The following is a 24,555-nucleotide window of genomic DNA, read 5'->3' as shown; positions in this document are numbered from 1 at the left end:
AATTTCTCTGAGATTGAAGCTACGATAGCATCTACTGAACCAGCGATGTCTGCATCTTCAAGTGTGCGCTCTACAGACTGTAGGCTAAGTGCGATTGCTAGGCTCTTCTTACCTTCTTCAACGCCTTGACCAACGTATACGTCGAACAGTTTAGCGCCTGTTAGGAATTCGCCACCCGCTGCGATACACGCTTCTACGATGTCGCCAGAAGCTACTGCTTCATCAACAACAACGGCGATATCACGACGGTTTGCAGGGAACTTAGATACGGCTACTGCTTCTGGAAGCACGCGAGTGTTGATAGCTGCCCATTCGATTTCGAATACGATAGTACGGCCGTTTAGACCAAACTTACGCTCTAGTTCTGGGTGAACAGTACCAATGATACCCACTTCTTTGCCGTCTACTACGATAGCCGCAGTTTGACCTGGGTGAAGTGCTGGGTGCTTAGCCGATTTGAAGCTGTATGCGATTTCGTTTGCAGAAAGCTCAAGAACGGCTTCTAGGTCACCTTTAAGATCGAAGAAATCTACAGTGTTAGTTGCAATGTCCCAGTGCTCTTCGCCACGAGTACCAGAGATAACGCCCGCAAGCATCATTTCTTGGCGCATGCCGTTTTCAGCAGTTGCTTCAGGGATGAAACGTAGGCCTGATTCGAATAGACGAACGCGAGACTGTTGACGCTTCTGGTTGTGAACAACTGTGTTTAGTAGACCTTGGATTAGGCCAAGACGCATTGCTGACATATCCGCAGAGATTGGGAATGGCAGGATTAGCGGCTCAACACCAGGTACAACAAGTTTTTGCTGCTCTGGTTCTACGAAGCTGTATGTGATTGCTTCGTGGTAGCCACGGTCTACAAGAAGGTCACGAACGCGCTTAAGCGGTTGGTCAGCTTCTTTGTGGTCATTCATTTTAAGTGCCGCTTTAGGCGCTTGGTTTGGAATGTTATCGTAACCGTAGATACGACCTACTTCTTCAATTAGGTCTTGCTCGATTGCGATATCAAAACGCCAAGATGGAGACGTTGCCGTCCAGCCAGCATCAGTGCTTTCTGTATCTTCAACAACAGCTACTTCACAACCTAGGCGAGTAAGAATCTCCACTACGTCTGTAGATGGGATTTCATGACCTAGTAGGCTATCTAGCTTAGCGCGACGTAGAGCAACTACGTTTGCTTTAGGAAGATCAGCTTCAGATTCGCTGCCGTTTACTGGCGCAACTTCACCACCACAGATTTCAACGAGAAGCTGTGTAGCACGCTCCATTGCTGCTGCTTGAAGTGTTGAATCAACACCACGTTCGAAACGTAGAGAAGAATCAGTGTGAAGGCCGTAAGCACGCGCGCGACCACGGATGTGATCCGGTGCGAAGAATGCAGCTTCAAGAAGTACGTCTGTTGTTTCAGTAGTAACACCTGAATCTTGACCGCCAAAGATACCAGCGATTGCTAGTGCTTTGTTTTGGTCAGCGATAACAAGTGTGTTGCTGTTTAGTTCAGCTTCGTTGCCATCTAGAAGTGTTAGCTTTTCGCCCTGCTCTGCTAGACGAACCACGATACCGCCTTCGATCTTAGCGAGATCAAATGCGTGCATTGGTTGGCCTTGCTCTAGCATCACGTAGTTTGTGATGTCTACAACTGGGTCGATTGAACGGATACCACAACGGCGCAGTTTTTCTTGCATCCAGATTGGAGATTCCGCTTTCACGTTTACGTTCTTAACCACACGGCCAAGGTAACGTGGACAAGCATCAGTTGCTTTTATTTCAACAGATACTGTGTCTTCAATGCTTGTTGCAACAGCGTCAACTGTTGGCTCTGTAACGTCTGCGCGGTTTAGTACGCCAACTTCACGAGCAAGGCCACGGATGCTGAAGCAGTCTGCGCGGTTTGCTGTTAGGTCTACGTCGATAGTTACGTCGTTAAGCTCAAGAAGCTCACGTACGTCCATGCCTAGCGTTGTGCCTTCTGGTAGCTCAAGGATGCCGTCAGACTCTACGTCGATACCTAGCTCAGAGAAAGAACAAAGCATGCCGCGCGATGGAACGCCACGTAGTTTTGCTTTCTTGATTTTAAAGTTACCAGGCAGTACTGCGCCAACTGTTGCTACTGCTACAGTTAGGCCAAGACGACAGTTAGATGCACCACATACGATGTCTAACAGCTCTTCTTCGCCGATATCAATTTTAGTTACTTGTAGTTTGTCTGCGTCTGGGTGCTGACCGCACTCAACCACTTTACCTACTTTAACGCCGGTGAATTCACCAGCAACAGGTTCTACATCGTCAACTTCCAAACCAGCCATAGTGATTTGGTGAGCTAGCTCTTCGCTGTTAATTGCAGGTTTAACCCACTCGCGTAGCCAAGATTCACTGAATTTCATAGTTTCGACTGCCCCGGATTACTTGAATTGTTTAAGGAAACGAAGGTCGTTCTCGAAGAACGCACGAAGGTCATTTACGCCGTAACGAAGCATCGTTAGACGCTCTACACCCATACCGAATGCAAAACCAGAGTATTTCTCAGGGTCGATGCCAACAGAGCGAAGTACGTTAGGGTGAACCATGCCACAGCCTAGAACTTCTAGCCATTTGCCATCTTTACGTTTCACGTCAACTTCAGCTGAAGGCTCTGTGAACGGGAAGAATGAAGGACGGAAACGCACTTCAACTTCTTCTTCAAAGAAGTTACAAAGGAAATCGTTAAGAATGCCTTTAAGTTGTGCGAAGTTTACGTTCTCATCAACTAACATACCTTCCACTTGGTGGAACATTGGCGTGTGAGTTTGATCGTAGTCGTTACGGTAAACACGACCCGGAGCAATGAAGCGGAATGGCGGTTTGCCGTTTTCCATCGTACGGATTTGAACACCAGAAGTGTGCGTACGTAGCATTAGATCAGGGTTGAAGAAGAAAGTATCGTGATCAGTACGAGCTGGGTGATCGTCTGCGATGTTTAGTGCATCAAAGTTGTGGAATGCATCTTCGATCTCAGGGCCAGACTCAGTGCTAAAGCCAAGCTCACCAAAGAACTGTTCGATACGCTCAACAGTGCGAGTAACTGGGTGAAGACCACCGTTCTCAATGCGACGACCTGGTAGGCTCACATCGATAGTTTCTTCAGCTAGTTTCGCTTCAAGCTCTGCACGTTGAAGTGCGTCTTTGCGAGCTGCGATCGCTTGTTGAACAGCACCTTTCGCTTTGTTGATCTCTTGACCAGCAGTGCGACGCTCTTCAGGTGGAAGTTTACCTAGGCTTTGTAGTTGAAGAGTTAATTCACCCTTCTTACCTAAATACTGAACTCGCACTTCATCAAGTGCGACTAACGAATCTGCTGTATCAATAGCAGTCGTTGCATTAGCAATGATCTCTTCTAGATGTTGCATCATTTCCTCATCTACCAGTTGGTAGTGTCCGTATCGGATGATTAGTTTTTTTAGATAGCTACACATAGTAATCAAACACGCAACCAATGCCAAATTGAATCGCTAAAAGAACAAGTTATTGCCTAAAAACACGGCAAATTTAACAGGATATTAATGAGGAGTAGGAAGAAGTGGAACAATTACAGGTTCCACTTCTTAATTTGGAAATGACCTGAAGGCTAGATCTGAATAGAACAAACGCTGTTCTTCCCTGCGTTTTTTGCTAAATAGACGGACTCATCCGCCGCTTTAATCAATTCGTTCATGGTTTCGAATTCTTGGGTCATTTCAGCGACACCGACACTAATACTGCCAATCCAAACTTGATGACTGGTTTCAACCTCTAATTCAGACACTTTCTGTCGAGCGGTTTCCGCGATGTACATCCCACCTTTAAGGTCGGTGTTTGGGCAAATAACCAAGAACTCATCGCCACCTAACCGGCAAACAATATCATCATTACGGAACGTGTTTTTCAGTTCACGCGAGAGGGTTTGTAGCACCAAGTCGCCTGCATCATGGCCGCTGGTGTCATTAATGCGCTTGAAGTGGTCGGCATCAATCATAATACACACTAAAGGCATGCCCAGTTCTTTGGAGTCTTGCCAATGCAGCGCTAACTGTTTAAAAGCACTACGACGGTTATGCAAATTAGTAAGAGAGTCGGTTAATGACAGTTCTTCAAGTCTCTTATTCGCTCTTTTTAATTCTGCCGTACGTTCCTCAACTTTATCTTCGAGTAACTGGTTGAAGCGTAACAACTGTTTGTTTCGTTCAGAGACTTGTTCAAACAGGCCGTTAAGCGCAGCCAACAGCGGGACAGTCGCAGAATCTTGCTGCTTTTCTTCCGCTTCAAAGGCTTGCAGAGGTGTCGCGCCCTCTTCTATCGCGGTCATTTGTCGCGCCATGTTTTGGTCGATGCCGAGGATGTGGTAAGCAAGCCAATGGATGAGGAAGTCCAATAACTGCCGTGCTGACACCTGATCTTCTTCTAAGATGAAAGCTTGCATACCGTAGATATCTTGCTTAAATACACGATGCACTTTGATGTGTTCTTCAATGTGTAACTCATGTACACCGCAATCTCTCATCAAAGATTCTTCTTCTTTAAAGTGAAATTCTGCATAGCGCGCGAGTTCGAGTAAAGCGATGTTAATGTCGTCTATAGAGATAGTATTCTCTGACAAAAGATTTCCGTAGTGATTGATAAAACCAACAAGGTATTGATGTTGTTCATCTACAACACCAATGCCTGTTTCAAAGTTTTTATCCCAATTAAATAAATTCATAAATCCCTTAGGGCCGATACCACCAGCACGATTTACATGCATATTCGGAGGTTATAGATACTCGAAAAATACAACCATTTTACCTTTGGGACTATTCGATTATTTGCTCTATTTTATAAAAAGATGACATTAAACATTCTAAATATTGCGCTTCTTAAATCTGAGACGCCCCCTTTAGCAAGAGCGCCCCACGAAACCAATGCTAACTTTTCGGGAAATGCTAACTTGTTGGAAATGCCAATTTTTTTGGAAATGCTAAATGGTTGGAAATACTAACTTTTTGTAAAGACTAAAAATAGTATTCCAACGCCAGTTCAACAAAGTCATCCTTGCGTGCGAAGAACAACAAGTCCTCTGGGGTTTCGTTCTCAAACAACCAAGCATTCAGTCGCCACTTGAGATTGTTGTTAATACGGCTCGATGCCTCTAGCTTGGCACTGTAGACATCACTGTTATCTAAGTCTTGAGTGATACCAGTAAGCACTTCGGTGCCGTCTTCATCGTTCAAAGCGAAACGTGCCCCAAGGAACACATCATTTTGGCCGATGGTTTGGGCATTGTTGCCTCGGCTGTCATACAGGTATTCAGCGATGAAGCCGATGTCCCAGTACGATTCAAGCGCCCCTACCCAAGTGTATTCAAAGCCTGTCGCCACGCCGGTATGGTTGTCGTAGCTGTCGCGATAAATGCTTTCCAGCTTCCATAACCAGTCACCGATAATGCCTTGAACATCCAATCCGAAGTGTTGCATTTGGGCGTAGTATGCCTTGAGTTGATTGTCTTCCACACGGTAATAAGGGTCGCGGTTTGTGCCGCCTAAGTAGCTTAAACCGACATCCCAATCACCGTACATTTGGCTGTAACGCAATGCCACATCAACGTGTTTTTCTTCTCGTGAAGATTCGTAAAGCGCATCGTCCGATACTGGCACGGTTGGCCTTAATCGACCGTCTTCGCCTGCGAAGGTACGCTCACGAAAATACGGCAGTAACATGGCGTCTATGGTGCCCCACTCTTTTATCGAGGTGAAGTGCACCATAGGCTGACCTAACTTGGATTCGCCATCGACCGATTCAATGGCATCGGTCTGGTTTACCACATCCACTAAATGCGCCGATTCGGTTACGCCCCAAAATACCTTTCCAACACCCGCTCGCAGTTCGTAATCATCCCAATAGGTTAAATACAAGGCTTCGCGAATATCACCATGAGTTCGTTCATCGTCTTCACTGTCTAGGCGATAAAACGGGGTGAAGGTAATGCTGCCGTTGCCCTCTTGTTGCTCCCAGTAAAACTCTGGCTGCAACACCAGTGAGCTTTGTCCTTTGTCTTGCCCTTGTAAGCCGTCGCTAAAGAACTGCCTATGTTCAAGGTTAACCTGCCCTGCGATATCAGGACTAAAGCCTGCCGCCACACAAGGCAACGACACCTGCATAAGCCCGACGGTCGCCGCCAAGGTTAAGGATAATTGGGTTCCTGTTGCCACAATCCTTTTCATATTCCTGCCTTATTTCGCACGTTTTAGTGTGTTCTTTTGGAAATCCTTGTCTTTAAGACCGGTCTGGAACACTAAATCTGTCGTGGTTAATACGGTGCTTTTGCCTGTTTGATGGTTTTGCATCGCCATGGTGTGTGCGCGCCAGTATTGGTTTAGGTACTGTTTGTAATCTTGGAACGATAGAGTTTTAAGCAGTGCGCCTTTGCGGTCGTAAAACTCGACTTTCATTGGGCGGTAGTGCTGTTGGTCTAGCCATACCTTTTGCATGGTGTAGCCTGAGTTTTTATCGGTCGGTACTTGCTCTAAAACAAAGGTGTCTACGCCTTCCAGTTTCGCGTCTTCAATGTAGTTGAAGGTGTACTTTTCAAGTTCAAACGAGCTTAAGTCCTCATACGCAAATTCACTGCCCATAAACGGGCCAGATTTGTTGCGTGAAGAGATGCGTTTTACACGCTTGAGTGCAGGAAGATACAACCACTGGTCATCGGATTTGGTGATGTGCGAATGGTTTAGGAAAGCCGTGCCTTTTACGTCGCGTGGTTCATCAAAAATGGTTAAGCCTTTGTCGCCATCGTCATCGACTTCCAAAGATTTCAATCGCATCAGACGTGTACTGCTTTCGCCCTGTTTGTTGCGAAGTAGCATTTCCATGGTTGCGACAGAATCGCCCCACCCGACATCGACCGCTTTACGTTGCTCGGCAATTTCTAAGCCTTTCGCAGGGTCTGCTAACGCTGGGAAAGCGGCGAATGTGCTCAGTGCCAACGAGCTAACAGTAAGTAATGTAGTAACGAATGTTTGTTTAACGCTTTTCATAAATATCTCCTTGAGTCAGCCCACCGCAGCAGGCCGACGTTTCCTTATTTGGTCGAAGTAGTCAGTTCGGCTGTCGATCTAGGCTGCGACTTGGTATCTGGCTTTGATTCGTGCTGAGTTTTAGCTGAATAGTGGGTCTGTTTGTCGAAGATCATCAGTAAGCTTGGTAGCAAGATGAAATCGACCACCAGCGCAATGAAAATCACAATCGCGCTGAGTAAGCCCATGTCGGAGTTGAGTCTGAAGCTCGACATCGCCAGTACAGAGAAACCGGCCACTAGCACAACAGTGGTGATCCACAAAGCGCGACCTACGGTGTGGAAAGCGTATCGAACCGCTTCTTCTGCTGATTTCCCTTCGATTCTTGCGCGCTGGTATTTACTCAAGAAGTGCACCGCATCATCAACCACGATACCCAACGTGAGCGTGACCACGACTGACAAACCTAGGTTGATTTCACCTGAGATAAGCGCCCATAAACCAAAGCCAATGATCGCAGGCGCAATGTTGGGCACTAGGCTGATCATGCCTAAGCGAACCGAGCGCAATGCAAAGATCATCAAGCCAGAGATAAGCACTAGGGTGATAGGCAAAGTTGATAGCATGCTCGCCATGTTGGTTTCGCCAATATGAGCAAACATCAGTGACGGGCTCGAAGCCACCACTTCATATTGCGGTGCATTGGCTGCAAACCATGAGTAAATGCGCTCTTCGAGTTCGACTAGCTCAACGCTGCCAAGGTTATCGACGGTGAGTACCATTTTGATCGATGATTTATCGACGTTGATCTGGTTGTTCAAGTCCAAGCCGTACGGCAGAGACATTTCGTAAAGCAGCAGATATTGCGCGACAAGTTCACGGTTCAGCGGTAGCTTGTAGTAGCTGTCGTCGTCGGCATGCATATTCTTGTTCAAACGCATGTAAACATCAGAAAGCGTGGCGACATGGTCGGTTTCTGGTTGAACACGTAGCCACTCAGTAAAGTCACCAATCGCTTGCAAGAACACAGGATCAGCAATCGCTTGAGACTCGTTAGTTTTCACTGCGATACTGAGGGTTGTCATGCCGCTTACGGTCTCTTCCATGAAGTCGGCCGCTTGTCTGAATTCACTTGAGGTATCGAAATACTTCACCGATTCATCGTTGACTTTGTTGAGCGGAATTAACGCGGCAGCGCCAACAATCACTAGCGTAGAAATCGGCAGCAGTGCTTTACGGTTAGTTACGACAAAATCGCCCAGCTTATCCATGAAGGTGACTTTGTCTGCCGCCTTAGGGTTGGCAGGTAGACGTTTGACTGGCAGCAGTTTTAGCAACGCTGGCAACATAGTCACAGACAAGAAGCACGCAATAAGTACACCCAGTGCCGATAAGTTACCGAAATCACGCAGCACTGGTGAGTCCGACATGTTCATCATCAGGAAACCAATCGCAGTGGTCACCGAGGTGATCAGAATCGGCATCGCATTGAGCTTGATGCTGTATTGAATGGCTTGTGCTTTCTCCATACCGCGCTGCATCGCTTGTCTCATGGTCACAATCACGTGAACACAATCAGCCACCGCCAAAGTTAAAACCAAGGTTGGCACATTCACGGTTGCGGTACTCAAGAACATCCCTGCCCAACCAGACAATCCCATGGTGGCAACAATCGAAGAGATGATCACAATGAGCGTCGCCACCACACTAAAGAACGAGCGCAGCATAAAGGTCAGGAACACCAGTACCACCAACAGCATTAAGGGAACGAGCGTTGAGCTGTCTTGTTGAGCCGAAGTCATAAATGCGTTGTTCATGGCTATGATGCCCGCTTTATGGAACTCGACGTTGGGATACTGAGCTTGGTACTTACCGATCATGGCATTGATCGCCGCAATCACCTCTTGCACTTCCGCGGTTTTGTCCACTTCTGGCAGCTGCACGGTTACGTTAACAATCGTCACATCGCCAGAGGCCGACACCAAGGCATTCTTAAGCAACGGTTCGTTAAGGGCGATCTGTTTTACTTTGGCGATGCGCTCTGGTGTGTGCTCGTACTCTTCATACAGCAAGTCTTCTACCAAAAGATCATCTTCAATGGCTTCGGTGTGCTGATAATTAGCTAGGGAATCGACACGGCTTGAATACGGGATCTGCCACGTATCGACCGTGAGGTTTTGAATCAGGGTGAGAGTTTCAGGGGTGAAGACATTGCCATCTTCAGGTGCGACAACAATCGCAAGGTTGTCGGTTTTTGCAAAGGTGGTTTGGATTTCATCGAACGCCATCAACTGCTTGTTGGTGCCTTCGAAGAAGATGTTGTAGTCCCCTCTAAAATAGAGGTTCTTAGCCCCTAATGCAGAGAGAATGATGATTGAAAACACCACCAGCAGAACGATAAACGAACGCTTGGTCGGTATTGAGTGCCAACTGTTATTTAGATCGGCGTTTGCGCTATCGGCATTAGGGTTATTTCGGTTTTGCTGATCGAACGTGGGCTTCTGGCTGTCATGTTTCATCACAGTCTCCATTTGTGACGATTCGTCATATATGTGTCATAAAAAGCCAGCCGAAGCTGACAAAAGACACAATGCTTAGTCAAATACTCAAGAAAACAGCAACCACAGTCGGTTAATCTCAAGTTTATGACGAATCGTCAAAAATGGTTATTAATAAACCCACATGTGTGGGCTTAATGGAAGCTATCGACCTACAGACTCTAAGTAAGCGATCTCTTCACTGAACAGCTCTTGTTCTACACGACGCCAAGTTTTGCGGTAATCCCAATCGCTAGAAAGGGGCTGCCAATTGAGGCCGTCTAAAATCATGTTCGCGTTGTGTAATACTGAATACGGGTCTTGTAACCGCTTAATACAATGACTGTTTGATGCATTCTGTGACAAGGCATTTGAACCAAATGCGATTGACCAGTTAGCAAAAACGATGGCATCTGAGCCAACGCCAGAAGAGAACTTTAGGTCACCCGCTTCTACCGCTTGGTTAACCATAGAGTCGCATTGTTCAATCACCAACTCTTCCAGTTCATTCATCTCGGCGACGCGTGCACTAGACGCTTTCTCTAGTACCCACGGGCTTTTAGCCATGATCGCACAGGTTGATAGTACCGGTTCCATGCGAGCATAGATTCGGTAAGCAACGTGCAATGCGACGATCTTTTCACGTGTGTTGCCTTCAAACTCTCCAGAGCGAGCAAACATCATTGCTTCTGTCTTGAGAGAGTGAATACATAACGCTAAAACGACGTCTTCTTTGCTGCAAAAGTGATTGTATATCGTACCTTTAGAATAAGAGCTCGCTGCCGTTAGCTTGTCCATCGTGAGGTTTCCGAACCCTTGTTCTCGAACCAGATCTTTTGCTAACAACATCAACTCTACTTCTCGGTCTGCAATAGACTGCTGCTTTTTAGACAACACGCCTTTGCAACCAAAGATACCTTGTTTATCGCCTTTACAACCAAAGCCAAACATAATTTTTTAGTCCGTATATGAGCTTAGCCGTTATCTAAGCTTCGCCAGTATTTAAAACACTCCTATCCAATATATTAACACGAATAGTAAATTCATGTAGTTAACCATTTTGTGACGCTTCGTCATTTCTGACTTATCGTCATAATAGCGCAAGTATTGATCATATCAAGGGGTTTTATAAATTAAATACATTTTGTGAATGGAAAGAGAATAAATGGGATATAGCTAAGAAAATCATCAATAGTTGACCTAAAGAGAAGACTTTAAAAGAAGACCTGTATTGTGACCAACAGAATGTGGACGCGAATTGGGCATTCTTAACCTAACAAAGAATGTAGGCACTTTAAGCTGCTATGCGTATTCATGCCCAATGATTCCTAGCTTAAACCACAAGAATGAATGACTGTAGGCTTACTTTATGGGGCAGACGTCTCCTTATGGTCAATATTTGGCTTACTAATGCCGTTTTCTGTTAAGTTGCTATAAATTCGGTAAGGGGTGACTTACAATAGTGACAACGACTTACCTTTTTTGAGAACACGATATTGAGCGCCAAATATTCTTATTTAGCTTGGCAAGTGAATACTTCTAGCCCTGCAGAAAAGCTGGTTTTATTGATGCTTGCAGACGGTGCTGACGAATTCGGCTACACCAATGTGTGCCTACAAACAGCAGGTCAACTTTGTGCTCTCTCTACGTTTGGTTTAGCCGACTGTCTTAAGTGTTTAGTCGACCAAGGTTTTCTCGATAAGGTAAAAGTAGATTATCGGGATAAAAAAGAGATTCACGTTTTCAAAATGCTCATTGAGCAAGAGCAAACTGCGGCGCACGTTGAGGTTCAACCGACCAATAGTATTCCGGTCTACTCTACGGCACCTGCACCTAAGTTTCAGCCTGCTCCGGCACCAATGCAACACATGCAGCAGGCCCCTCGCCCACAAGGTCGAGGCTCAATGAACAGCAACACCGTCTCTACTCATGATCTCAACGAAGAAGAGATACCATCATGGGCAGAACGTGCGTTTAAATTCTCCGGTTTGACCGGTGACCATAGTTTAGTATGGAAGAAATTTGTCCTCTGGTATAAAGCCAAAGCCAATGAATTAATGCCATTATCTCGGATTGAATCCAAGCTGCAGTACTGGCTAGTTAACGAGAAGCAAAATGAAAGACAACAACAGCAGAAGACCTCTCAATATTCAGGAAATGCAGGACAAGCTCAAGGAAATGGGTATAGACAAAAGCTTAGCCCATCTGAACGCTTCAGGCAGCAGCTCATTCAAAAAGGCAAAAAGCCAACCTTCTGAGCCAGCTCAACCTGTTGTACCTGACGCTACAGGTCCATTAGTACCTGAAGTGATTGAAGCGCAAAGTACCGAAGTGAAAGTAGCGGCTGCACAAGCTGCGGATTCTGGTGCGTCTCAACAAGTACCTGTTGTTGATCAAGATCCTGCAGAGCTGGAACTAACCGATTGGTGTATTCACGTGTTCGGCTCTTTCTTGAGCGTGTACGAAACGCAGTGGGAATACCAATACGGTAGTGAACCGAGCGGTAAGTTCATTGAGTTTGCCAACTCTGTTGATTCAGACGGCCTTAACCGCGTTTTAATGCACTGCCACGAACGTATTCAGCTTGGCAACAGCTGGCCGCCGCAAATGGGTGAGCTGTGGATCCTGAAAGATTCTTTAACTGAAGAAGAGTTGCTGGATAGCCGTATCCGTGTGTTGTCTCGCACCGCTGCCAACAAAATTGAAAAATGGCTGATTCAGAACAAACTGTATGACTTGAAGCGTACGGCTGAAAACAAGCTGGATGGTCTGTTTAAGAAATACTACTTGGAAGCAAAACGTTTAGATGAGAAAGGCATGCTTGAAACTGAGTTACCAGAATTCCTTCTTGCCGCTAACTCTGTAAAGAACCTGAACGATTTAAAACGTGAAGAGTACGAAAGTAAACACGGTAAAGCGATTAACCCAAGAATTCAGCGTATTCTGAACAGTAAAAAATAACCATCCGCTTGCTATCTGTTATAAGAAAACAGAGTAGCGATTACACGGTTAACAGATACAAAAATGCCAGCTATCAAGCTGGCATTTTTTACGAATTCTTACGAACTCTACAAATATCCGTGACCAACGGTACGTCTGTCACTGACTGCAAGTAATTACAGTAGGTGGATAGTTGCGTTTAGCGTGAATACGCCAGAGTCGTCATCTTTCATTTTGAAGTTTTGGTAGCTAGCGCCTACAGATAGTGGACCAAAGATGAAGTATTCAGCGCCTACACCGTACATGATATCAACATCGTCTTGCTTGAAGCCATCAGCTTTAAGCTCGTAAGAGTGAAGACCACCCTTCGCGTATACGTGAAGAGGACCAAAATCGATGCTTGGTTTAATCGCTAGGTAAGCAGTGCTTGCGTCTAAATTCTTAAGATCGCGGTTGCCGTAATTAACGCTGCCGAAAGAACCTAGATCCCAGTAACCCGCTTCAACACCGATTAGTGGAAGGATACCTGTACCTACGTGGATGCCCACCGCGTTTTCATCTTCACCAGCGAATGAGTTTTGACCACCCATTACACCGCCGTACAACCAAGAATCAGCCATTGCTGTTGAAGATGCACCTAGTAGTGCTAGTGCCAATAACGTTTTTTTCATATTCGACCTTTTTCGTCCTAGTGGCAGGCCTTGAGTGGTAATAAATTGCCACCAAGTCGCCCTGTATGTAATAACTATTCAATTAGTAATGCAATAAGCAAGATTTATACCCAAACCTTGCCATTGCGTCTAGCTTTATTCCTTTAGCAAGCATCAATCGCGTTTTTAACACGCTTATCTGATACTGGGTAAGGCGTACCGAGCTGCTGTGCGAAGAAGCTTACACGAAGCTCTTCTATCATCCAACGCACCTCTTTTACATTTTCTGGAACCGCGATCCCTTTTGGAATTTTATTCAGCAGTTCTTTGTAATCATTCATTACTGACTCAACTTTGATCATGTGAAGACGATCTTTGTTCGGGTCAATTGGCAGTTTTTCCATGCGGCGTTCAATCGCTCTCATATAGCGTAGAATATCCGGCAAGCGTTTCCACCCACATTCTGTGGCAAAACCCTTAAAAATCAAACCTTCTACTTGAGCTTTTATGTCAGAAAGTGCGAATGCCATAGAAAGATCCACGCGTCCTTTCAGCTTTTTACTGATGCTGAATGCCGTGGTTAGGATGGTTTCAACCTGTTGAGCAATCTCTACTACGGTATCACCCAGCTCTGCACGTACGTGTTCTTTCAGAGCTTCAAACTGCTCTGGTTCCCAAACCAAACCGCCCTTCTCTTCAATCAGCTTATCAATACCACAAGCGATACAGTCATCGATAAGATCGAGTACCTGTCCGTATGGGTTGAAGTACAAGCCAAGTTTCGATTTGTTCGGCAGGTTCGAGTGCAAGTATTTGATCGGTGATGGCACGTTCAACAAGATTAAACGACGCTGACCCGATTTCATTGCCGAGATTTGCTCTTGCTCGGTTTCGAACAGTTTGATCTCTACGCTGTCTTTGGTATCCACCAGCGCAGGGAAGGCTTTAACATCGTAGCCACCACGTTTCTGTTGGTAGACTTTTGGTAATTCACCAAAGCTCCACGTGTGCAGGTTCTGCTGCTCGATATCGTCGTCTGCCACTTTAGAAAGCGTTTCTTGAACCTTGTCTTTCAGGCTCTCTTTCAACTCATGCAGATCTTTCTGTTCTTTCAGCTTACGCTTGCGATGATCTACAGCGCGGAATGTTACCTTTAAGTGCTCTGGAATCTGGTCTAACTTCCAGTCATCACGTACCACTTCCACACCCGTCATGCGGCGTAGCTCTTTCTCAAGAGAATCCAGTAACGGTGCTTCAAGCGGTGTCACACGTGCCAAGAATGCATCTGCGTAGTTTGGCGCAGGTACAAAGTTACGGCGTAGCGTTTTAGGTAACGACTTAATCAAGCTAATTACTAGCTCTTGACGTAGACCCGGGATCTGCCAATCAAAACCGTTCTGGTCGATCTGGTTCAAGATAGGCAGCGGAATGTGTACCGTTACACCATCGTTATCGTCGCCCGGCTCAAATTGGTAACTCAGCTTGAGCTTGATACCGTTTTGGTGCCAGAAGTTCGGGTAATCCAGATCGGTAACGTGGCTAGCATCACCGCGGAACAGCATCGATTTTTCAAAGTTAAGCAGCTCAGGGGTTTTCTGACTGGTCTTCTTCCACCATGTATCAAAGTGACGGCCAGAAACCGCCTCTTCACCAACACGCTGGTCATAGAAATCGAACAGTTCATCATCGTCGATCAAGATGTCACGACGACGCGATTTATGCTCTAGCTCTTCGACTTCTTGTAGAAGCTTACGGTTCTGCTTGAAGAAAGCGTGTTTGGTTTCCCACTCACCTTCTACTAATGCACTACGTACAAACAACTCACGGCTGACGGTGGCATCAATCGCGCCGTAGTTCACAAGGCGCTTAGGTACGATTGGGATTCCGTAAAGCATCACTTTTTCGTGTGCCATTACCGCTGCTTGTTTCTTCGACCAATGTGGTTCGCTGTAACTGCGTTTAATCAGGTGTTTCGCTAGCGGTTCAATCCATTCAGGTTGAATCTTCGCGATAACACGGCCCCAAAGTTTTGAGGTTTCTACCAGCTCCGCAGACATGATCCACTTAGGCTGTTTCTTAAATAGGCCAGACGCAGGGAAGATGTGGAAGCGTGCATTACGTGCACCTTGATACTCATTCTTCTCTTGGTCTTTCATACCGATGTGCGAAAGCAGACCTGATAGCAGTGACATGTGAATGCCATCGTAGCTGCCCGGTTCTGTATTCAACTTAGTATCTAGCTCACGCATTGCTTGGTGAATTTGGAAGTACACATCTTGCCATTCACGGATACGTAAATAGTTGAGGTAATCTTGCTTACACTGTTTGCGGAACTGGTTACTCGACAATGCTTTTTGTTGCTGCTTGATGTAATCCCATAAGTTCACAAACGTGATGAAGTCAGACTCTTTATCGAAGAAACGCTTGTGCTTGTCATCAGACGATTGTTGCTTATCTGATGGACGCTCACGCGGATCTTGAATCGACAACGCAGACGCGATCACCATCACTTCGTGTAGGCATCGGTTACGTGGCGCTTCAATTACCATACGCGCTAAACGTGGATCGATAGGCAGTTTTGCCAGCTTACGACCAATCGCGGTTAGCTTCTTCTTGTCGTCGCCGTGGTTCTTGTTTTTGTTCGCTGACGGTTCAACGGTGGCGATCGCACCAAGCTCTTCAAGCAGCCTTACACCGTCTTGAATGTTGCGCTTATCGGGCGCTTCAACAAATGGGAACGCTTGAATATCGCCTAGGCCTAGCGCTGTCATCTGAAGGATAACCGATGCTAGGTTAGTACGAAGAATCTCTGGGTCAGTAAACTCTGGGCGTGACTCGAAATCTTCCTCAGAGTACAAACGAATACAGATACCTTCTGCAACACGACCACAACGACCTTTACGCTGGTTTGCACTCGCTTGAGACACTGGCTCAATCGGTAGACGTTGTACTTTAGTACGATAGCTGTAGCGGCTAATACGCGCCGTACCCGGGTCGATAACATACTTGATGCCCGGAACGGTTAACGAGGTTTCTGCCACGTTGGTTGCCAGAACGATGCGTCGACCAGTATGAGACTGGAAGATACGGTTCTGCTCACCCGCCGATAGACGCGCGTAAAGCGGGACAATTTCGGTATCACGAAGGTTGCGTTTACTTAATGCATCTGCGGTATCACGAATTTCTCGCTCACCGTTCATGAAGATCAAGATATCGCCAAGGCCTTCATCACACAGCTCATCAACGGCTTCAAAGATGCCTTCGATTTGGTCGCGGTCTGAATCACTTTCATCACCACCTAATGGGCGGTAACGCGTATCAACTGGGTAAGTACGACCAGACACTTCAATGATCGGTGCATTGTTAAAGTGCTTAGAGAAACGCTCTGGATCGATGGTTGCCGACGTGATGATCACTTTCAGATCAGGACGCTTTGGCAGTAACTCTTTCAGGTAACCCATGATGAAATCGATGTTCAGGCTACGTTCGTGCGCTTCATCGATAATGATGGTGTCGTACTGATTTAAGAAACGGTCGTGTTGAATCTCCGCCAGTAGAATACCGTCGGTCATCAGTTTGATTTGGGTATTGTCAGAAATCTGGTCGTTGAATCGAACCTTATAACCAACGAACTCACCCAGCTGTGTTTCCATCTCTTCAGCAATACGGTTCGCAACCGAACGCGCCGCAAGACGACGAGGCTGAGTGTGACCAATTAAGCCAAAGCGGCCGCGGCCAAGCTCAGAACAGATTTTTGGTAGCTGAGTGGTTTTACCCGAACCCGTTTCACCCGCCACGATAACCACTTGGTTTTCAGCGATGGCTTTCGCGATGTCTTCGCGCTTTTGGCTAACCGGTAGAATTTCTGGGTATTCAATCGTTGGTTTCTGTGCCGCGCGCTGAGTTGCCGTCATCATTGACTTAGCAATGTCTAACGCAATCTCATCAAAGACAGCGTGCTTAGCTTGTTCGTTCTTAATTTTACTCGCACCAGCAATTCGCTTACTCAAACGGAAGCGATCGCGCATCATACATTCGTTGAGCGCTTTACGAAGAGAGGCTGGGCTATTCTGAGATGATTTGTTGTTTGTCGCTGATTGTTCAGCAGATTTTTTCGATGCAGCTTGGTTTGGTTTCGCTTTGCTCTGTGAAGAACTTGGCTGTGCTGCATTCTTGTTGTTATCTGCTTTTTCCGGAGACGAAGTCAAAGCGTGTCCTATTCTTGTACTTATTAAACTCGCGCGATTATATCACAAGTCTCAAACAAAAAAGCCTGACAGCAAAGGGAAAACCTTTAGCTATCAGGCTGATTAATCTCGCTAACACTCGCAGGAGCTATGAAAGCGCAATCAAATGTAATTCGTACTTAGTCAACTCTGGTTTAAAGCTAACGTTAAAAACTGCGCTTAAAACTCATATTGGAAGTAAACCGTGTTGTAGTTACTACCGCCTTTGATACGACCATACTGAGAGGATTTTTCAAAGATTGCAGAACGGTGATGCAATGAATAACCGAACCATAAGTTGTTCAAGTCATTCTTACCAATCAAGTCGCCAACGTTGACATCGAATGAGAAGTCTAAGTAGTTCAATAGATGGCTTGCGGTGTAACCTTTACGGTCCATCTCAGAGCCTTCGATATAGGTAATCGAATCGATGTAAGACATACCTTCTGCCACACCAACACGCCACTGAGTTGGCCAATCAAAGGTGTAGTACGCCTTGATTGCGATAATGTATTCGGTGCTGCTTGATTGAACGTCTGAACTCCAGTGGTGCGCAATACCTGGGGTTAAATAGATATCCAGTGGCAAACCGAAGATCTCATCGGTTAACGGGTGTCCATAGAAGAACGAGGTCAACTGGTTGTTGTATTCGTCTTTCTCTCGATTGAACTTCATGATGTCGCCAATATTGGATGGCGTTCCCCAGCCGTGTGCGACACGTAAGTACGGCGCATTGCTCAGTTTAGGTTTTGGCGCTTTCTCTTTGTCGTTAAAGAAACCAAAGCCAAGGTACAATTCCCCTTGATAACGGTCTTCAACAATCGAAGAATCGTAAGCGTTATCGTCCAATCGAGTCACACTGGTTGAACCCAATAAGTACAAGTTAGAAACCACATGGTAACGCGTTTCAACACCAACATTTAAGTCAACACCAGCACCAATGGTTTCATTAGATGCGGAGTAATACTCACTGTTGAAATCAGCACTTTTATAACGCAGCGTCGCGCTCGGGTAAAACTCCCAATCTCCAGTTTCATACTTGGCTTTAGCTCGTAAGTTACCGTGGAAGTTGTATTCACTGTCGCTCATTAACTCCGTCTCGACAGACCAAGAATCATCAAGTTGGTAGGTCAGTTGAGCACCAAAGTCCGCCGTATCGCCTTCAATCGCGTTCTGCTCAGATGCAGGAATATCAATAAAGCGCATGCGAGAGATAGCATTGAAAGACCACTTTTCATCGTCAGTTTGATAGAGGTATACCCCCATCTCAGTACCGTCAATAAACACATAATCGTTCTTGAAAAACAGCATCGGTACGAATGAGCTAACCGATTGGTCGCCACCAGACGTGTCATAAGGGATGCTTGCTGTACGGAACATTGCAGCGATGCCCCACTCTTGCTCTTCAGCGGCCCACGCATTAGCACTTACGAAAATGCCACTTAGGAAAGCGCTACCTAGTAAAACCAATCCAGATGAAGGAAGAGTCGGTAAATATTTGAGCTTCATTCTTGTGTAATTACTCTTTGAAAAAAATATTGTTTTACTGATTAGACATTTATTAACCATGACGGCTAACTATTTTTAGGTTTGCTCGGCATTGACCGTTACAATGTAGAATATTCTCGGTTAAATGAAAGTATTGTGAAAGTCTCCGAATTACAAAACATTATAGATCACTTACCCAAAGATTCCGATCCAGATATTGTTATGGGTGAGGCGTGGTTGCCTGAGCGTTTGGTGAATACCAACCTAGACGGTGACATGCTATTTCTTGAATTCGATAATGCCCCTGAAGACAATCAAGGGGATGAAGAAGGCCGTGGCTTTGTTGAGCACGAGATTGCTATGATTCGAGAAAAGCTCGAACTGTTATTAGACGAGCCTTCCGATACCAAGACCAAAGCCGATGCCCTATTGGCAATATTTCTAATGGGCCATGAACTTTCTAGCTCAGAAGTTATCGAAGTTCTTGAATCAACAGAATCTGAAACGACAGAGCCTGAGATTGCAGAGCATAATCAACAGAATCTGACTCAGTAGAATTTGAAGCATCAACGCTTGGAACCACAAAGCCAGACACGAACAAGCTCGAAACAAAAGAACACCACGACGACTAGCCACCAACGATTTTAGGTACCGTATTGAAACCCTCTACGACATCATCTCTTCCCCTGTTACTCGCCGGACCCATTTTAAGAAAAACCACCGCGACTGAAGTAGTACTTTGGTTAGCCACCAGCTCGCCTCTTACAGGCAGAGCCGAGCTTCATACTCAAGAAATAGACGATTCTGAAGCAGCACAATACCAGCCGTTTTATACCTCATCGCTTGAAGAACATGATTCGATTCAAATCGGTACACATGCGTGGATAACGCTAATTCGCTTACAAGGTGAGTTTCCGACTAATACGCGGCTTGAATATGATATTCACACTGAGTCAGGTTCACTAAAAGAGCTCGCCCCTCACCTTGTTTACAACGGTAAATCTCGCGTTGAGTTTAAGATATCGACCTCAGCTGATTACATTCTTCATGGCTCTTGCCGCAACCCGCATCATCCAAGCAAAGACAGCCTAGTTGCAGCCGATAACAAGATGGCCTATCAAACCGTCGCTGAAAGACCCGACATGCTGATGATGAGCGGCGATCAGATCTACGCCGACCATGTGGCAGGCCCAACACTTGATGCTATTCAACAAGTGATTCACCTGCTTGGCCTTGTAGGCGAAAGCTTACCGACTGACTCGCAAATTAAACAAATAAACAGCAGTGACGATCTGTATAACAGTGAATACCACTTATACCAGCGTCATCACTATTTGCCGCACCACACCGCTTCAGAATCGATGATCGATAAGTTCTTCCCGAACCGTGGCGTGCCGATTTTTAGCTCTACCGATTGTGAAAACCACTTGGTCACGCTGTCTGAGTTTATCGCGATGTACTTATTGGTTTGTTCTCCGACACTGTGGCAATGCGTCAATCGAGAGCGTTTAATTGAGAATAACTTCACTCAAGGTGGACGCCAATTAACACCGACTGAGCAGCAACAATGGCGTGATGAAAGCGTCATCATGGATGATTTCATTGCTGGCTTACCGCAAGTGCAACGTCTGTTCGCGCATATTCCAACGTACATGATCTTCGATGATCACGATGTGACGGATGATTGGAACCTTACCGTGGGTTGGGAGCATGCCGTCGACCAAAACCAGTTCGCGACCCAAGTCATTGGTAACGGCCTTGCGGCTTACTGGATGTGTCAAGGTTGGGGTAACAAACCGGAGAGCTTCGATGAAACGTTTATCGAGCAAGCAAAACAGCTTTTTGTCGCTCAACCGCTCATTACTAAACAACCGCGCATTAGTAAACAAACTCATAATGAAGCCGGCAATGCAGCGACTACTCACTCTATTGGCAACATCGAGCCAGACAAGCATCAAGCCTTTATTGAGATGCTGAGTCGCTTTGAAGAGTGGCATTACACAATAGATACCTCACCCAAAGTCATTGTGTTGGATACTCGTACGCGTCGTTGGCGTTCAGAGTCACGCATGAACAAGCCTTCAGGTTTAATGGACTGGGAAGCCTTGATTGAGTTTCAACATCAGTTAATGAATCAAGATAAAGTGGTGATCGTTTCTGCTGCACCGATGTTTGGCGTGAAGTTTATTGAAACACTGCAAAAGATGGCGACCACAATCGGCAAGCCATTAGTGATTGACGCTGAAAACTGGATGGCACATCCGGGCAGTGCTAATACGCTGATTAGCATCTTTACCCATACCAAAACACCGACCAACTTCGTGGTACTTTCTGGCGATGTTCACTACTCCTTCGCTTATGACATCAAGCTTAGGTATCGTCGCAACAGCCCGAACATCTATCAAATCACCTGCAGTGGTATTAAAAATCAGTTCCCTGCTCCGCTGCTTAAATTCTGCGATGTATGGGACCGCCTGTTATACAGCCCTCGCTCAGTTTTGAACTACTTCACTAAGCGTAAACGCTTGAAGATCGAAAAGCGAAGCCCTGACAATCAGACCTTCTATCGCCTTTCAAACCGCAGTGCGATTGGAGAATTGAGGCTAGACACTGATGGGAAACCGCAATCGATCACGACACTCAGTGGCGACGGTAAAATTACCCGTTTCCCAGAGCCCGATTGATAAAATGCTCCTTATCGCTCGCGTATCCGTAATGTCAGTTTTTAGTAAAGACGCTTGCGATCACACTCTGTAGACCCAATAGTTATGGTTATGTTTATAGTTGATAGCTATCAGCGTTACGGAACTCGATACAAATTTTAACTGGAGCTCGTTATGTTCAATTCTCTCACATCAATGTTTAAACAATTGATTGAAGGCCAGGACCTAAGCAAAAACCAAGGCACATCACCTAATATCGCCATCGCGAGTTTGTTGTGTGAAGTCGCGGGTGCCGACCATCAGATCAATGAATCAGAAAGAGTCGCTAAGCTACAGCTTCTGCAGCGTTTGCTGGATTTAGATGAAGAACAAGCAAAGGTACTGCTCGCGCAAGCAGAGCCGAAAGTAGAGCAATCAGTATCGCTGTATGACTTTACATCGCAACTCAGAGACCTATCTCAGCCAGTGCGAATCGACTTAATCAAAGCGATGTGGGAAGTAGCGCATGCCGACGGGGAAATTGACCCTATCGAAGATTCTGTGATTCGTAAAACAGCAGAACTGCTCTACGTCGACCACTGTGACTTCATCAAGAGTAAGTTAAGTGTTTTAGGCGAAAATTAGTGCCTGAAATAATGAATTGGAAACTGAAATAAATAAAAGCGACGGGTTAAGAAACCGGTCGCTTTTTTGAATCGGTAAACTGAAAGCTGACTAAACAGGGCTGAGAGGAGCTAAAAATTTAGCTACAACATAGTTAATGTGAGTTTCGCAAGATTATAAGCATCGACATAACCCGAGTGCTGACGACCTTCCCACTCAATATTTTTGGCTTCTTGAGCAGCGCGGTGACCAATGCGTTTGTCTTTCAAGCGATTCTGAACACGGTAAAGCGTTGCGATGTTTAAGAACTCGCTAAACGGAGGCTCGATACCTTTCTCAATACACTCTTTGTGTAAGATAAGGTCGTCACGTCCCCACGCTGCATAGATTTTCTTTGGGCCACCGAAGTTCTTAATCATCGACTTGATAACAGACTCTAATGGGCGACCCTGCTTTTCGATTTTACGAGGTGTAATACCCGTTAACTCGGCGCAGAATAGAGAGACTTCGTCTTTTTCGGGCTTAACGTAATATTGCGCGCGCTTCACGATGGTTCCAGATACAAGATCGATCTCAGCAAGACCAATTTCAATGATCTCCCCTGTTGTTCCTACACCGTCTTCGCTCCAACAGCACATTTCCAAATCGAAACACACCACTCGATTGTGATTCATACGTCGCCTAATTCTCTCGTCAAAAATTTCGTGAAATTGTACATGAGCCTAATAAAGAACTCGACCCCAGTTGCATCAAGTGCTCATTTAGCCTGCAATTGTGACTCGATTTCGGCCATTTGACTTACTTAGGTATAACATGCTGTCAGTTTTTTGAAGGAGCGCTTCAATGTCTTCATTAGTGCGGATGGTAGCCCCGATGCTTAGAGTACAACTCAATAGCTGGCCAGAATGCTCGCAATGAGACTCACTCACCTTCTCTAAAATACATTCTAAATAGCGAGACAATGAGTCATGTTCAGTGATGCTCGAAATGATACCGAACTCATCCCCTCCCATCCGGAATAGGTTATCTCCAGACTTCAAGCTCACTGAGATAACCTTAATCACATGGATAAGTAACGCATCACCGGCTGGGTGCCCAAACTTATCATTGATCTCTTTAAACTTATCAACATCAAACACTATTAAGCTAAACGGCTTATCGCTTTGTATCGATTGACCAAGCATCTTATTAAAAGCTCGGCGATTATAAATTTCCGTTAAACTGTCATGATTGGCAAGAAAGCGAAGTTCTTCTGTTCTTTCATCAATCATTCGATACAAGCGCTCTTTCTCTCGAATTTGCAGGTTCACAATATAAGCAAGCAGTAATGAGATAGTGGTACCAACTATGCCGATTCCCGCCAACACTAAGTAACCATTAAATGAAATACATGCATCTATCTTGAAGTCGATGATCCATTCACGGTTAGTTAATGTAATCGTCTTTGTAATGTGCTGCCCAGTTACCGCTTCATAACCATTGGTTTCGAACATTATCGGGGCATCTTCAGCTTCAAAACCGCTATCGGTAACACGCACATAAACGTCCATATCGCCGACAGTAGACGCCAGAAGTTTCTCAAAATAGTATGTGGTACGAACAACACCAATCACAACCCCTAACAAATTGTCCGTTTGACCATCAAACACAGGGTGGTAAACCAACATTCCGCTCTTAGGTGTGTTGCTGTCTAAACCATCTTGCAATAGACGAACTTTGTCTGAAATATTCGCTTCACGTGTTTTTTTAATGTTCTCAATGACCAGATTAAACCGCTCACGAGAAGAGTAAAAACCCAAAACACCGTTGTTCACTGGATCATTCGGATAAATATCTGTCGCGATAAATACGGGCTCGCCATCCAAGACATAACCATAAGTTTTTGGCCCATGTTTAGGGATAGTAAACATTCTATAGGATGGGTATTGAGCTTTCATTTTGGCGGTGTGCTCGGCGATATCTTCTACCGCTACTTTTTGCATCCACTGCAATCCGATCAGGCTTTTCGAGCCGTTAATCGTTTGCTGAGCAAAACGATCAAATCGGTCCCGACTATCGACATCATTAGAATAGAAAAAATTCGCACCGGAACCGATATAAGCGACATCGTTATCAATAAACGCTTTTAAACTGAGCGTTTGATGCTGAGCAAAGCTATCCAGATTCTCATTCAAAGACCTATTTTGATTCGCCGCAACCAAAACAAAACACAACACCGTCATCAAAAATGTGGCAAAAAAGACAACTAACGGCAAAGTTCGTTTCTTCAACCCTGTTATAGGGTCGGTAGTGTGGGGCATACAGCTTCCCATATGATGTTATTTTGAGTCGAAAGTATACACTGCCGGAATGCTAGGCTCTATTTATCTTTGACTCTCACAATGGGATAAAACTAACACTATTTACAACCCATGGACATTTACGGCTAATAAACCAACAAA

General features: G+C 45.5%; 16 protein-coding genes and 1 pseudogene. 5 read left to right on the top strand and 12 right to left on the bottom strand.

The annotated features are described in order from the left end of the window. The 7 genes from pheT to A6D97_RS08435 form a co-directional block, all read right to left on the bottom strand. Positions 1-2,384, bottom strand: a 2,384-nt coding sequence (gene pheT, locus A6D97_RS08465) for a phenylalanine--tRNA ligase subunit beta (protein ID WP_065584195.1), incomplete at its 3' end; no start/stop codon positions are given. A gap of 18 nt (positions 2,385-2,402) precedes the next feature. Then, entirely contained in the window at positions 2,403-3,386 is a 984-nt protein-coding gene (gene pheS, locus A6D97_RS08460; RefSeq protein WP_004734764.1) for a phenylalanine--tRNA ligase subunit alpha, read from the bottom strand. A gap of 218 nt (positions 3,387-3,604) precedes the next feature. Next, positions 3,605-4,714, bottom strand: a complete 1,110-nt coding sequence (locus A6D97_RS08455; RefSeq protein WP_065584196.1) for a GGDEF domain-containing protein — start codon at positions 4,712-4,714, stop codon at positions 3,605-3,607. Between the two features lie 289 nt (positions 4,715-5,003). After that, positions 5,004-6,212: a hypothetical protein gene (locus tag A6D97_RS08450; RefSeq protein ID WP_065584194.1), complete on the bottom strand. Its 1,209-nt coding sequence runs from the start codon at positions 6,210-6,212 to the stop codon at positions 5,004-5,006. Positions 6,213-6,221: 9 nt separating this feature from the next. After that, positions 6,222-7,028, bottom strand: coding sequence for an outer membrane lipoprotein-sorting protein (locus A6D97_RS08445; protein WP_065584193.1), 807 nt, complete (start codon positions 7,026-7,028; stop codon positions 6,222-6,224). Positions 7,029-7,072: 44 nt separating this feature from the next. Continuing rightward, positions 7,073-9,538 carry an MMPL family transporter gene (locus A6D97_RS08440; protein ID WP_240492696.1) on the bottom strand — a complete coding sequence of 822 codons (2,466 nt, stop codon included), beginning with the start codon at positions 9,536-9,538 and terminating at the stop codon, positions 7,073-7,075. Between the two features lie 171 nt (positions 9,539-9,709). Continuing rightward, positions 9,710-10,495 (bottom strand): TetR/AcrR family transcriptional regulator, encoded by a 786-nt coding sequence (locus A6D97_RS08435; protein WP_004741595.1) that lies wholly within the window; start codon positions 10,493-10,495, stop codon positions 9,710-9,712. 545 nt (positions 10,496-11,040) lie between these two features. Between A6D97_RS08435 and A6D97_RS08430 the strand changes: the two genes are divergently transcribed. Continuing rightward, the gene (locus A6D97_RS08430; RefSeq protein ID WP_065584191.1) at positions 11,041-11,802 is read left to right on the top strand and encodes a hypothetical protein; all 762 of its coding nucleotides are present in this window, start codon (positions 11,041-11,043) and stop codon (positions 11,800-11,802) included. Then, positions 11,723-12,505: a hypothetical protein gene (locus tag A6D97_RS08425; protein ID WP_017067728.1), complete on the top strand. Its 783-nt coding sequence runs from the start codon at positions 11,723-11,725 to the stop codon at positions 12,503-12,505. Before A6D97_RS08430 ends, A6D97_RS08425 begins: the two co-directional genes overlap by 80 nt. A gap of 155 nt (positions 12,506-12,660) precedes the next feature. Here the strand turns inward: A6D97_RS08425 and A6D97_RS08420 are convergent, their stop codons facing one another. The 3 genes from A6D97_RS08420 to A6D97_RS08410 all read right to left on the bottom strand — a co-directional run bounded on the left by A6D97_RS08420 (position 12,661) and on the right by A6D97_RS08410 (position 18,869). Next, the gene (locus A6D97_RS08420) at positions 12,661-13,155 is read right to left on the bottom strand and encodes an outer membrane beta-barrel protein (protein WP_017065440.1); all 495 of its coding nucleotides are present in this window, start codon (positions 13,153-13,155) and stop codon (positions 12,661-12,663) included. A gap of 143 nt (positions 13,156-13,298) precedes the next feature. Continuing rightward, a complete protein-coding gene (gene hrpA, locus A6D97_RS08415; RefSeq protein ID WP_065584190.1) occupies positions 13,299-17,342 on the bottom strand; it encodes an ATP-dependent RNA helicase HrpA in 4,044 nt (1,347 codons plus the stop codon). Between the two features lie 198 nt (positions 17,343-17,540). Continuing rightward, positions 17,541-18,869 carry a MipA/OmpV family protein gene (locus tag A6D97_RS08410; RefSeq protein WP_017060442.1) on the bottom strand — a complete coding sequence of 443 codons (1,329 nt, stop codon included), beginning with the start codon at positions 18,867-18,869 and terminating at the stop codon, positions 17,541-17,543. Positions 18,870-18,950: 81 nt separating this feature from the next. Here A6D97_RS08410 and A6D97_RS08405 point away from each other — a divergent pair. From A6D97_RS08405 to A6D97_RS08395, 3 genes and pseudogenes are all read left to right on the top strand, one after another. After that, a pseudogene (locus tag A6D97_RS08405) lies at positions 18,951-19,480 on the top strand (hypothetical protein). Positions 19,481-19,504: 24 nt separating this feature from the next. Further along, positions 19,505-21,532: a hypothetical protein gene (locus A6D97_RS08400; protein WP_065584188.1), complete on the top strand. Its 2,028-nt coding sequence runs from the start codon at positions 19,505-19,507 to the stop codon at positions 21,530-21,532. A 153-nt stretch (positions 21,533-21,685) separates the two neighbouring features. Then, complete coding sequence (locus A6D97_RS08395; RefSeq protein WP_017060439.1) at positions 21,686-22,135, top strand: TerB family tellurite resistance protein; 450 nt, start codon at positions 21,686-21,688, stop codon at positions 22,133-22,135. A gap of 122 nt (positions 22,136-22,257) precedes the next feature. Here A6D97_RS08395 and A6D97_RS08390 read toward each other — a convergent pair whose 3' ends face one another. Both A6D97_RS08390 and A6D97_RS08385 read right to left on the bottom strand, forming a co-directional pair. Beyond that, positions 22,258-22,788 carry a 3'-5' exonuclease gene (locus A6D97_RS08390; RefSeq protein WP_017060438.1) on the bottom strand — a complete coding sequence of 177 codons (531 nt, stop codon included), beginning with the start codon at positions 22,786-22,788 and terminating at the stop codon, positions 22,258-22,260. 87 nt (positions 22,789-22,875) lie between these two features. Next, entirely contained in the window at positions 22,876-24,414 is a 1,539-nt protein-coding gene (locus A6D97_RS08385; RefSeq protein ID WP_065584187.1) for a sensor domain-containing diguanylate cyclase, read from the bottom strand. Between the last annotated feature and the right edge of the window lie 141 nt (positions 24,415-24,555).

Source organism: Vibrio sp. ZF57 (assembly GCF_001691235.1).
GTDB classification, from domain to species: Bacteria; Pseudomonadota; Gammaproteobacteria; order Enterobacterales; family Vibrionaceae; genus Vibrio; species Vibrio crassostreae_C.
Note: the sequence above shows the minus strand (reverse complement) of the source record. Positions and strands in the feature narration are given on the sequence as shown.